The sequence below is a fragment of the Salinibacterium sp. ZJ70 genome (assembly GCF_011751865.2).
Classification (GTDB): domain Bacteria; phylum Actinomycetota; class Actinomycetes; order Actinomycetales; family Microbacteriaceae; genus Homoserinibacter.
In genome coordinates, this window is record NZ_CP061770.1 from 1,277,944 (window position 1) to 1,290,103 (window position 12,160).

10 protein-coding genes are annotated in these 12,160 nt (G+C 70.7%); 6 read left to right on the plus strand and 4 right to left on the minus strand.

Going from position 1 to position 12,160, the window contains the following annotated elements:
- Nucleotides 1-30: 30 nt before the first annotated feature.
- Complete coding sequence (locus HCR12_RS06010; protein WP_166869700.1) at nucleotides 31-2,400, minus strand: ATP-binding cassette domain-containing protein; 2,370 nt, start codon at nucleotides 2,398-2,400, stop codon at nucleotides 31-33.
- 99 nt (nucleotides 2,401-2,499) lie between these two features.
- Between HCR12_RS06010 and HCR12_RS06015 the strand changes: the two genes are divergently transcribed.
- Together HCR12_RS06015 and HCR12_RS06020 are read left to right on the plus strand one after the other, a co-directional pair.
- Nucleotides 2,500-3,837, plus strand: coding sequence for an MFS transporter (locus HCR12_RS06015; RefSeq protein ID WP_166869699.1), 1,338 nt, complete (start codon nucleotides 2,500-2,502; stop codon nucleotides 3,835-3,837).
- Nucleotides 3,838-3,892: 55 nt separating this feature from the next.
- Nucleotides 3,893-4,927 (plus strand): lipase family protein, encoded by a 1,035-nt coding sequence (locus HCR12_RS06020; RefSeq protein WP_166869698.1) that lies wholly within the window; start codon nucleotides 3,893-3,895, stop codon nucleotides 4,925-4,927.
- Between the two features lie 9 nt (nucleotides 4,928-4,936).
- Here HCR12_RS06020 and HCR12_RS06025 read toward each other — a convergent pair whose 3' ends face one another.
- Nucleotides 4,937-5,458: an adenine phosphoribosyltransferase gene (locus HCR12_RS06025; RefSeq protein ID WP_166869697.1), complete on the minus strand. Its 522-nt coding sequence runs from the start codon at nucleotides 5,456-5,458 to the stop codon at nucleotides 4,937-4,939.
- Between the two features lie 103 nt (nucleotides 5,459-5,561).
- On the minus strand, nucleotides 5,562-6,350 hold the full coding sequence (locus HCR12_RS06030) for an IclR family transcriptional regulator (protein WP_166869696.1): 789 nt from the start codon (nucleotides 6,348-6,350) through the stop codon (nucleotides 5,562-5,564).
- Between the two features lie 114 nt (nucleotides 6,351-6,464).
- Between HCR12_RS06030 and hutH the strand changes: the two genes are divergently transcribed.
- From hutH to hutI, 4 genes are read left to right on the plus strand one after another with little or no spacing between them, the layout of a single operon-like run.
- Nucleotides 6,465-7,979, plus strand: coding sequence for a histidine ammonia-lyase (gene hutH / locus HCR12_RS06035; RefSeq protein WP_166869695.1), 1,515 nt, complete (start codon nucleotides 6,465-6,467; stop codon nucleotides 7,977-7,979).
- Nucleotides 7,976-9,613, plus strand: coding sequence for a urocanate hydratase (gene hutU / locus HCR12_RS06040; RefSeq protein WP_166869694.1), 1,638 nt, complete (start codon nucleotides 7,976-7,978; stop codon nucleotides 9,611-9,613). Before hutH ends, hutU begins: the two co-directional genes overlap by 4 nt.
- The gene (locus HCR12_RS06045; RefSeq protein ID WP_166869693.1) at nucleotides 9,610-10,458 is read left to right on the plus strand and encodes an arginase family protein; all 849 of its coding nucleotides are present in this window, start codon (nucleotides 9,610-9,612) and stop codon (nucleotides 10,456-10,458) included. The genes hutU and HCR12_RS06045 overlap by 4 nt, the downstream gene beginning before the upstream one ends.
- Nucleotides 10,455-11,612: an imidazolonepropionase gene (gene hutI / locus HCR12_RS06050; RefSeq protein ID WP_166869692.1), complete on the plus strand. Its 1,158-nt coding sequence runs from the start codon at nucleotides 10,455-10,457 to the stop codon at nucleotides 11,610-11,612. The genes HCR12_RS06045 and hutI overlap by 4 nt, the downstream gene beginning before the upstream one ends.
- A 165-nt stretch (nucleotides 11,613-11,777) precedes the next feature.
- Here the strand turns inward: hutI and HCR12_RS06055 are convergent, their stop codons facing one another.
- Complete coding sequence (locus tag HCR12_RS06055) at nucleotides 11,778-12,149, minus strand: metalloregulator ArsR/SmtB family transcription factor (RefSeq protein ID WP_191412363.1); 372 nt, start codon at nucleotides 12,147-12,149, stop codon at nucleotides 11,778-11,780.
- Nucleotides 12,150-12,160: the final 11 nt, after the last annotated feature.

Sequence of the window (12,160 nt, forward strand, 5' to 3'; positions counted from 1 at the left end):
ATGGTCGCACCGCGAGGCGCTCCGGTCGAGTCATGCCCGGGACGCAGCCCCCACATACGAGGCGAGGTGCGCACCGGTGAGCGTCGAGCGGTCGGCGATGAGCTGCGAGGGGGTGCCTTCGAAGACGACGCGGCCGCCGTCGTGCCCGGCACCGGGACCGAGGTCGATGACCCAGTCGGCGTGCGCCATCACGGCCTGATGATGCTCGATCACGATCACCGAACGCCCCGCCTCGACGAGCCGGTCCAGCAGCACCAGCAGCTGATCGACATCCGCGAGATGAAGACCTGTGGTCGGCTCGTCGAGCACGTACACCTCGCCCGTCTCGCCCATGGCGGAGGCGAGCTTGAGACGCTGACGCTCACCGCCCGAGAGTGTGGTGAGCGGCTGGCCGATCGTGAGATAGCCGAGCCCGACGTCCGTGAGGCGCGTGAGGATCGCGTGGGCGGCGGGCACCTTCGACTCGCCCGCAGCGAAGAACTCGACCGCCTCCTCGACGGGCATCTCGAGCACCTCGCTGATGTCGCGGCCGCCCAGGCGATACTCGAGAACCGTCGCGTCGAAGCGTCGCCCTTCGCAGACCTCGCACACCGTGGACGTACCTGCGACGACCCCGAGATCCATGTAGATGACACCCGCGCCGTTGCAGTTGGGGCACGCGCCCGCGGAGTTCGGGCTGAACAGTGCGGGCTTGGTGCCGTTGGCTTTCGCGAACGCCTTGCGGATCGGTTCGAGCATGCCCGTGTAGGTGGCGGGATTGCTGCGTCGCGAACCCCGGATGGCGGTCTGATCGATCGTGACCACACCGTCGCGCGGGGCGACGGATCCGTGGATGAGCGAGCTCTTCCCCGACCCTGCGACGCCCGTGACGACGACGAGCACGCCGAGCGGGATGTCGACATCGACATTCTGCAGGTTGTTGGCGTTCGCGCCCCGCACCTCGAGCGCTCCGGTGGGTGTGCGCACCTCCGCCTTCACGGATGCCCGGTCATCGAGATGCCGACCCGTGAGCGTGTCGCTCGCCCGGAGCGCCGCGACGGTGCCTTCGAAGCAGATCGTGCCGCCTCCGCGGCCCGCCTTCGGGCCGAGATCGACCACGTGGTCGGCGATCGCGATCGTCTCGGGTTTGTGCTCGACGACGAGCACCGTGTTGCCCTTGTCGCGCAGCTGCAGGAGGAGCCGGTTCATGCGTTCGATGTCGTGCGGGTGCAGGCCCACGGTCGGCTCGTCGAACACATACGTGACGTCGGTGAGCGACGAGCCGAGATGGCGGATCATCTTGGTGCGCTGGGCCTCGCCACCCGAGAGCGTTCCCGCTGAGCGGTCGAGCGTGAGATAGCCGAGCCCGATCTCGACGAACGACTCGAGCGTCCCGCGGAGGGTCGCGAGCAGGGGAGCGACCGACGCATCCTCGATGGATCGGACCCAGTCGGCGAGGTCGCTGATCTGCATCGCGCACGCGTCGGCGATCGAGATGCCGCGGATCTTCGACATGCGCGCACCCTCGTTGAGTCGCGTGCCGCCGCACTCCGGGCACGGCGCGAACGCGACCGCGCGCTCCACGAAGGCGCGGATGTGCGGCTGCAGCGCATCGACATCCTTCGAGAGCATCGACTTCTGCACCTTCGGCACGAGACCCTCGTAGGTGAGGTTGATGCCCGCGACCTTCACCTTCGTGGGCTCCTTGTAGAGGAGGTCGTGGCGTTCGGTGTCGGTGTACTCCGCGATGGGCTTGCCGGGATCGACGAAGCCCGATTCGGAGTACATGCGCACCCCCCAGCCGTCGGCCGTGTACCCGGGGATCGTGATGGCGCCATCGAGGAGCGACTTCGACTCGTCGACGAGCTTCGAGATGTCGATGTCGGAGACCCGCCCGCTGCCCTCGCAGTGCGGACACATGCCGCCGATCTGCGTGAACGCGGTCGAGATCGCCTGCGCGTTGCCAGCCTTCTCGACGGTGATCGAGCCGGAGCCGGTCATGGAGGGCACATTGAACGAGTACGCCTGCGGTGAACCGATGTGGGGGTCTCCCAGACGGCTGAACAGGATGCGCAGCAGTGCGTTCGCATCCGTCGCGGTTCCGACGGTCGAGCGGGAGTTCGCGCCCATGCGCTCCTGGTCGACGATGATCGCGGTCGTGAGCCCGTCGAGCTGGTCGACGTCGGGGCGCGCGAGCGTGGGCATGAAACCCTGCACGAAGGCGCTGTAGGTCTCGTTGATCATGCGCTGGGATTCGGCGGCGATCGTGCCGAACACGAGCGAGCTCTTGCCGGAGCCGGAGACGCCGGTGAACACCGTGAGGCGGCGCTTGGGCAGATCGAGGTCGATGCTGCGCAGGTTGTTCTCGCGGGCGCCGCGCACGCGGATGATGTCGTGGCTGTCGGCGATGTGCGCGCTCATGGGTCGACGCTACTCGGAGCCGCGGACGCGAGGGGTCCGAAATCGCGACGCCCGACGAACGTGGTCAGAAGTGGACACCGTCCAGAATAGCCTGGAGGGATGTCCGCACTTCCGGCCCGCACACGACTGGGCTACGCCGCAGGCAGCATCGCCTCCGGAACCTACGGCACCGTGCCCGGGTTGCTCATGCTGCCGTATCTGACCGACACGCTCGGCGTCGAGGCGGCGCTCGCCGGCCTCATCGTCTTCGCGCCGAAGGCTTGGGACTTCGTCGTCAACCCGATCGCGGGACGCGCGAGCGACGGCTTCGCACGCCACGGCGATCCCCGACGGCCGTTCGTGCTGTGGGCGGGTGTCGGCATGGCGCTCGCGTTCACCGCGATGTTCCTCGGACCCGTATCTCCGACCACCGCAGGCGCGCTGTGGGTCGTCGGGTTCCTGCTCGTGGCTGCGACCGGATTCGCCTTCTTCCAGGTGCCCTACATCGCTCTGGGGGCCGAGCTCACCGCCGACCCTCATGTGCGCACACGGCTCATGAGCGGCCGGGTCATCGTGCTCACGACCATCATCCTCGGCGTCGGCGCGACCGCGCCGCTGCTCGTGGAGGCGGTGGGGCGGCCCGAGGGGTACCGCGTGATGGCGATCGTCATGGGAGCGCTCATCGCTCTCGGGGCCGTGCTGCTGTGGTGGGGCACGCGGGGAGCACCTCGCGCGCGCACGCACGCACCGCGCGGGAGCTTCATCGCCCAGCTGCGCATCGTGCTGGCCGACCAGCGCGCCCGGTGGCTCGTGCTCGTCTTCGTGCTGCAGGGGGTGGCCATGACGATGGTGCTCGCCGGCATCGCCTACTTCGCACGCCACGTGCTGGGCGTGCCGACCGCGACCGCCATCATCTTCGCCGGCTGCGTTGCGCCGGCGCTGCTCGTGACGCCCCTGTGGTCGCGCATCAGCGCACGGATCGGGGCCGTACGCGGCCTGCGCTGGGCGAGCGTGAGCGCTGCGAGCGGTCTGGCGCTCATGATCCTGGCGGCGCTCTCCGGCAATCTCGTCGTGCTGCTCATCGCCTCGGTCGTGCTCGGCATCGGATACTCGGGCGCTCAGCTGTTCCCGCTCGCGATGCTCGCCGAGCTCGCCGCCGACGACGAGCGCCGCACGGGCGAGAACCGCATCGGCCTCATCGCGGGCGTGTGGTCGGGCATCGACCTTCTCGGTTCGGCACTCGGCCCCGCCGTCTTCGGCATCGTCCTGAGCCTCGGCGGCTACCTCGAATCGACCGGCACCGAGGTCGTGCAGTCGGATGCGGCGCGCGTCGCGATCGTCGTCGGTCTCGCCGTGCTTCCGGCCGCGCTCTTCGCCGCGAGCCTCCTCCCGCTCACACGGTTCGCCTCCGCTTCGCCCGCGCGTGACGCTTCGTCGGAGGTCTCGACAGCTCCCTGACGGATCGCGGCGCGGATCCGGCATCCTCGACCCTCTCCCCGACGAGGATGGTGACATGCGCTTCGGAACCAGCACTCGCGTGAGCTTTCCCGCGCACGCGCTCGACGGCACCCCTCAGGAGCAGACAGGGCTTCTGCACGTGCCGCTCACCGATGCGCCGAAGACCGGATACCCGGTGGTTGTGTACGGGCACATGACCACGGGCGGCGGGCCGCGGTCCGCTCCGAGCCTCGGCGACCGCTCCCATCCTGAATGGCGTCGGATGTCGCAAGGCGACGTGCTGTGCGCGGGACTGCTCGAGCGGGGCATCGCCGTGCTCCGCCCCGACTACGAGGGCATCGGCGGGCCGGGGGTGCATCCGCATCTGATCGGGGCGTCGCTTGGTGCGTCGATGCGCGACATGATGGCGGCTCGGTGGAGCCTCGACGAGCGGCTGGGGGACGACTGGGTTGCGGCCGGGCATTCGGAGGGCTCGCTCGCGGCGCTGTACGCATCCGTGGCCGATGAGCCGGATGACACCGCGCGGCTGCGCGGCACGTCCGTCTTCGCCCCGGTGACCCGCATGGATGTGAGCATCGGCTTTGCGCGTCGGCTCAGCGTGCGGATGAGCGGCTGGGGTGTGCTCCCCGCCCTCATGGGGCTCATGCTGCGAGGCGCCGCCACGAGCGACCCCCAGCTCGCCGAGCTCGTCGCCGGTGACGGCCTCAGCCCGCGTGCCCGGGAGCTGTGGCAGCACCTCGACGAGCGGACACTGACCGAGCTGTCACGAGCGGACTCGTGGGGCCAGCTCGCGCCGTCGGCGATCGGCGGGCCGCGGGAACAGGAACTCTATGGGCGCCTGTTCGCCTCGTTCCGTGCCAACGACATCCGGAACCTCGTGCCGGATCGTGCGCCCGTGCGGATCGATACAGGACGAGTCGATCAGGTCGCGCCCGCTGCTCTCACGCGCACGCTGATCGCGTCGTACCGTCGAGCTGGTGTGCCGCTCACCGAGAGGTGGTGGCCCACCCATCATGCGGGGATCATGCATGCGCGCCACGCGCCCACCGAGGCGGTCGGCTGGATCGCGGAGCGGTTCGAGGCGCGCTGAGGCGCAGCGTCAGGCGAGCTGCAGTGTGTGGACGTGGCCCTCGACCTTGTCGCGGCCACCGAGTCCGTCGAGCTCGAGCACGACCGAGGTGCCCGCGAGCACCCAGCCGGCGCGCGCGATGAGGCGCTGCGAGGCGGCGAGGGTGCCGCCGGTGGCGAGCACGTCGTCGACGAGCAGCACACGGGTGCCTGCAGGGACCTGCCCGGTGTGCACTTCGAGGGTGGCCTCGCCGTACTCGAGGGCGTAGCTCTCGCGAAGCGTCTCGCCGGGGAGCTTGCCCGCCTTGCGGATCAGCAGCAGGCCGTGGCCGCTGCGCGCCGCGCTCGCCGCAGCGAGGGCGAATCCGCGGGCTTCGACACCGGCGACGACGTCGTACTCGCCGTTGAACGGCTCCACGAGAGCGTCGGCGACGGAGGCCAGCGCGGGGCCGTCCGCGAAGACGGGGGTGAGGTCGCGGAACAGGATGCCGGGTTCGGGGAAGTCCGGGATGACGCGGGTGAGACGATCGAGATGGGCAGGTGCGGGAGTCACCGAACAAGCCTAGAGGCTGGCTGCTGGACACCTCATCCATGCCCCCACCTGGCGACCATCCCCTGCCCCGACTCGACCCCACCCCGCTGGGGAGGATCCCGCCTCACGAAGGGAACGGCAGGGAGGTGTGGGGGCGGCCGGTGAGGCGGGTCGACAGCTCATGGGCGGCGTCGATCACGATCGCGCCGAGTGTGTTCCAGGCGTCCTCGGTGGCGGGCCCGCGGAAGGTGAGGCCGATCGCCGCGGCGGGGTACCCCGATGCGTCGACCGCCGCCGCACCGACGGACGCGAAGTCGCGCACCACCTCGCCGTTCTCCATCGCGAACCCGCGGGCACGGGTGGCGGCGAGAAGGTGGGTGAGGTCGGCGAGGGTGCGCGGCCCCGCTTCGTTGCGGAGGATGAGCGACAGCCGATCCGGATAGAGCGCGCGCACCTGCGAGGGCGACAGCCGCGCGAGCATCGATCGACCCGTCGCCGTGAGGTGCGCGGGCAGGCGCACCCCCACACTCGTGACGGTCGTCGGTGCGCGGGTGGTCTGCACACGCGCGAGGTAGATGACATCCGGCCCGCTGAGGGTCGACAGGTGCGCCACGACCGGCAGCGATGAGAGCCTGACCGAGCGCTCGAGCAGGGGAGTGCCGAGGCGCGTGAGCTGCTCCGCGCGCCGGGGTGCGCTGCTCAGCTCGCCGAGCAGCGAGCTCGGTCCGTAGGTGCGGTACTCCGGGTAATGCACGACGAAACCCTGCTCGATGAGCTCGCGCAGCAGGTGGTAGACGGTCGACCGCGGCAGGTCGAGGTCGCGCGCGATGGTCGAGGCCCGTGCGGGGGCGGCGCGCTCGCCGAGGTGCCGCAGGATCCGCAGGACGTTGCGGGCGGCAGGGGCCGAACTCATCCGCATCCTCCCTTTCGACGGTTCGTCTGGGATTCCAGACACATTACGCCTCAGGGCCCTCCCGGGCGAGGGGCGGATGGCCGACAGTTGAGCCAATCGCACGAAGGAGCACGGATGACGCAGAGCGTGGAGGTCGGGGGCGCGCCCCTCACCGTGGAGCAGGTCGTCGCGGTGGCGCGGGGGGATGCGCGCGTGAGCATCGCCGCGTCCGCGCGGGACGCGATGGCGCGCTCGCGAGCCGTGATCGAGGAGCTCGCCCACGACACTCGCCCCCACTACGGCATCTCCACCGGATTCGGCGCGCTCGCCGTGCAGCAGATCCCCACCGAGCGTCGCATGGAGCTGCAGCGCGCGCTCGTGCGCTCGCATGCTGCGAGCTCGGGCGCCGAGGTCGAGCGCGAGGTGGTGCGCGCCACGGTCCTGCTGCGACTGCAGACACTCACGACGGGGCACACCGGGGTGCGTCCGGAGGTCGCAGAGGCATACGCGGCGATGCTCGACCACGACATCACTCCGGTCATCGGAGAGTACGGGTCGCTCGGCTGCTCGGGCGATCTGGCACCGCTCGCCCACATCGCGCTCGCCGCGATGGGCGAGGGTCCGGTGCGTGTCGGGGGAGAGCTCGTGGATGCGGCCGACGCGTTGCGCGCCGCCGGCATCGAGCCCATCGAGCTGCGGGAGAAGGAAGGGCTCGCCCTCATCAACGGCACCGACGGCATGCTCGGGATGCTGTGCCTCGCGCTCGCCGACCTCGATCGTCTGCTGCGCACCGCCGATCTCGCCGCCGCCCTCAGCATCGAAGGGCTCGCGGGCACCGACACGGTGTTCGCCGAGGATCTGCAGGCACTCCGCCCGCACCCCGGTCAGGCGGACTCGGCGGCCCGCATCCGTACGCTGCTCGCCGGATCGCCTGTCATCGCCGCCCATCGCAGCACGGGGTTCACGCGTGTGCAGGATGCCTACTCGCTGCGGTGCGCGCCGCAGGTGCATGGGGCGGCGCGTGACACGGCCGCGCACGCCCGCCGCGTGGCGGAGCTGGAGCTCGCGAGCGCGATCGACAACCCCGTCGTCACCTCCGACGGCCGCGTGGAGTCGAACGGCAACTTCCACGGTGCGCCCGTCGGCTACGTGCTCGACTTCCTGGCGATCGCGGCAGCGGATGTCGCCTCGATGAGCGAGCGTCGCACCGACCGCTTCCTCGACAAGTCGCGCAACGGCGGCCTCCCGCCGTTCCTCGCGTCCGATCCGGGCGTCGACTCCGGGCACATGATCGCCCAGTACACGCAGGCCGGGATCGTGAGCGAGTTGAAGCGCCTGGCGGTGCCCGCCTCCGTCGACTCGATCCCGACGAGCGCCATGCAGGAGGACCACGTGTCGATGGGGTGGAGCGCGGCGCGCAAGCTGCGCCGCTCGCTCGACGGGCTGGGCCGCGTGCTCGCGGTCGAGCTCATGACGGCGGCCCGCGGCATCGAGATGCGCGGCGAGGGGGCGGCTCCGGCCACGAGCCGTGTCGTCGGCCTCATCCGCGAGCGCATCCCCGCCCCCGGCCCCGACCGCTTTCTCGCGCCCGACATCGCCGCCGCTGTCGACCTCGTCGCATCCGGCGCCCTCGTGGAAGGAATCGCATGATCACCGCACACCGCGGCAGCACCCTGCACACCCTCGGCTGGCCGCAGGAGGCGGCCCTGCGCATGCTGCAGAACAACCTCGATCCAGAGGTGGCCGAGCACCCCGAGGAGCTCGTCGTCTATGGGGGCACCGGCAAGGCCGCCCGCGACTGGCCGAGCTTCCATGCGATCGTGCGCTCGCTCGAGACGCTCCGCGGCGACGAGACGCTGCTCGTGCAGTCGGGGCGTCCCGTGGGGGTCATGCAGACCCACGAGTGGGCGCCGCGGGTGCTGCTCGCGAACTCGAACCTCGTGGGCGACTGGGCCAACTGGGATGAGTTCCGGCGCCTCGAGCACCTGGGGCTCACGATGTACGGGCAGATGACCGCAGGCTCGTGGATCTACATCGGCACGCAGGGCATCCTGCAGGGCACATACGAGACGTTCGCGGCCGTCGCCGCGAAGAGGTTCGGGGGAACCCTCGCCGGCACCATCACGCTCACGGCGGGTCTCGGCGGCATGGGCGGCGCACAGCCGCTTGCCGTCACCATGAACGGCGGGGTGGCGATCTGCATCGACGTGGATGCCTCGCGCATCCGCCGTCGCCTCGATCACGGGTACCTGGATGCGGAGGCCCGCGACCTCGATGATGCTCTGCGTCTGGCGACCGAGGCGCGGGATGCGCGGCGCGCCCTCTCGATCGGCGTGCTCGGCAACGCCGCCGACATGGTGCCGCGCCTGCTCGCCATGGGTGCCGAGATCGACATCGTCACCGACCAGACGAGTGCGCACGATCCGCTCGCCTACCTGCCGCGCGAGATCGCCTTCGACGACTGGGCGGAAGCCCGGGCGCACCCCGACTTCGCGGACCGCGCCCGCGCCTCGATGGCGGTGCACGTGGAGGCGATGGTCGGTTTCCAGAAGGCGGGTGCCGAGGTGTTCGACTACGGCAACAACCTCCGCACCGAGGCGCTCGCCGCAGGGTATGCCGACGCGTTCGCGTTCCCCGGGTTCGTGCCTGCCTACATCCGTCCCCTGTTCGCAGAAGGCAAGGGCCCGTTCCGCTGGGCGGCGCTCTCGGGCGACCCCGCGGACATCGCGAAGACCGATAGGGCTGTGCTCGACCTGTTCCCCGAGAATGAGTCGCTCGCCCGGTGGATGCGTCTCGCGGGGGAGCGCGTGCACTTCCAGGGGCTGCCTGCGCGCATCTGCTGGCTCGGCTACGGAGAACGCGATGTGGCGGGCCTGCGCTTCAACGAGATGGTCGCCTCGGGTGAGCTCGCGGCACCGCTCGCGATCGGACGCGACCACCTGGATGCGGGATCCGTTGCGAGCCCGTACCGAGAGACGGAGGCGATGCTCGACGGCTCCGATGCGATCGCCGACTGGCCGCTGCTCAACGCCCTCGTCAACACGGCCTCGGGCGCGAGCTGGGTCTCGATCCATCACGGGGGAGGCGTGGGTATCGGCCGCAGCATCCACGCAGGCCAGGTGACCGTCGCGGATGGAACGGCGCTCGCCGCAGAGAAGATCGCGCGCGTGCTGCGCAACGATCCCGGAATGGGCGTCATCCGGCATGTGGATGCGGGCTATCCCGAGGCGATCGCGTGCGCCGACGAGCGCGGTGTGCGCGTGCCGATGCGGGAGGGCGTGTGAGCGCGGTTCTGCATGACGACCCGCTGTGGCCCCGCGCGGGCGACTGGCCAGCGCCTGCGGGGCATGCGGATGTGGTGCTCGTGGGCGTGCCGACGTGGCGCACCTCGATCACGCCGGGTGCGACGCGCACGACGCCTGCCGCCGTGCGCGAGGCGCTGCGGAGGTTCTCGCTCGAGACCGACCTCGTGATCGCGGACGCGGGCGACCTCGTCGACCCGGATGCCTCGGTCTCGGAGGCGGCTGCGGCGATCGCCGCTCTCGATGCGTCGCTCGTGATCGCGCTGGGCGGCGACAACGCGGCGACTGTGCCCGTGGCGCTCGGCCGCCGCGCCGACGCCCTCGTCACCGTCGATGCGCACCACGACGTGCGCGACGGCATCTCGAACGGGTCGCCTGTGCGGCAGCTGCTCGAAGCGGGCATCCCCGGCTCGCGCATCGCCCAGCTCGGCGTCGAGCCGCTCGCCAACTCGGCGGCGTACCGGGCACGCGTGGATGCGGCGGGCATCCGCGTGACGACCCGCGCCGAGCTCCTCGAGGAACCCCTCGGCACCACGATGCGCCGCGCGCTCGACGAGGTGGGCGGATCGCGCGCACACGTCGACCTCGATGTCGACGTGTGCGATCGAGCCGTCGCTCCCGGCTGCCCCGCATCCGTGCCGGGCGGCATCTCGGCTCTCGAGCTGCGGCAGGCCGCGCGCATGGCGGGCGCACACCCCTCGGTCGTCTCGATCGACCTCACGGAGGTGGACGCCGCGCTCGATGCGCCCGACGGCCGCACGGTGCGGCTCGTCGCGCTGTGCGTGCTCGAGGCGATCCGCGGATTCGAGCAGAGGTGGGCGCGATGAGCACAACACTCATCACCGGTATCGGCGAGCTCGTCACGGGCGATGCGGAGCGGCCCGTCATCGAAGACGCGGCGCTTGTCATCGACGGCGACCGCATCGCGTGGGTCGGTGAGGCGACCGACGCCCCGGATGCCGACGGACGGTTCGACGCCGAAGGCAGGGCTGTGATCCCCGGCTTCGTCGACTCGCACGCGCACCTCGTGTTCGGGGGTGATCGCGCGGGCGAATTCGCGGCGCGGATGGCGGGGCGCGCGTACTCGGCCGGCGGCATCCGCAGCACCGTCGCGGCGACGCGCGCTGCCTCCGACGCCGAGCTGCGCGCCCACGCCCAGCGACTCGTCGCCGAGGCGCGGCGGCAGGGCACGACGACGATCGAGATCAAGTCGGGCTACGGCCTCGACGTCGAGACGGAGCTGCGCAGCGTGCAGATCGCTGCCGAGCTCACCGACGAGGTCACCTTCCTCGGTGCGCACGTCGTGCCGGAGGGCATCGATCGCAACGCCTACGTGGATCTGGTGGTGGGCGACATGCTCGACGCGTGCGCGCCGCACGTGCGCTGGATCGACGTGTTCTGCGAGACAGGAGCGTTCACGATCGAGGAGTCGGAGCGCATCCTGCGCGCGGGTGCCGCGGCGGGGCTCGGGGTGCGACTGCACGCCGCGCAGCTGGGGGAGTCGGAGGGCATCCGGCTCGCGGTCGAGCTCGATGCCGCGAGCGTCGACCACTGCACGTTCCTGCGCGACGCCGACATCGAGCTGCTCGCGGGCAGCGACACCGTCGCCACACTGCTGCCCGGTGCCGAGTTCTCAACGCGCCAGCCGTGGCCGGATGCGCGTCGTCTGCTCGACGCGGGTGTCACCGTCGCGCTCGCAAGCGACTGCAATCCGGGGTCGAGCTACACGACCTCGCTGCCGTTCTGCATCGCCCTCGCGGTGCGCGAGATGGGAATGACGCCCCTCGAGGCCGTGCTCGCGGCGACAGTGGGCGGTGCGGCGGCGCTGCGGCGCACGGATGTGGGGCGCCTCACGGTGGGATCCCGCGCGGATCTCACGCTGCTCGACGCCCCGAGCCATGTGCACCTGGCATATCGCCCCGGCGTGCCGCTCGTGGAGAGTGTGTGGGTGGCGGGAGCCGAAGCGGAAGAGGTTCACTGACCGGGCCTTCTCGCAGCGGATCAGGCGGGGCTTGCGGACCGGGAGACCAGCGCTCCGATCCGGATGCTGCAGCCGAGGCGAAAGCTGATGCGGTGGGGCCCCTCGATGAGGGCATGGGACTCCTCGACGACCGTCGGGAGTTCCTGTTCGGCGTTCGGTGTCGCGTCAGGTGGTGACGAGCAGGCTCGCCACGGCATCGAGTGATCCGGGCACGAGGCGGTAGTACGACCACGTGCCGCGCTTCGAGCGGGTGAGGAATCCGGCGTCGACGAGGATCTTGAGGTGGTGCGACACGGTCGGCTGGCTGAGGCCCACCGGTTCGGTGAGGTCGCACACGCATGCCTCGTGATCTTCGGATGCCGCCACGATCGAGATGAGGCGCACGCGCGTGGGGTCGGCGAGTGCCTTGAGGCTGTGGGCCAGTGAGCTCGCCTGTTCCGCAGGAATCGTCTCCCGCGTGAGGGGTGCGCAGCACGCGGCGAGATCACGCAGGGGCAGCAGCTCGATCGTCGACACGAGGCCAGTGTAGCCGTGCATTGACATCTGTC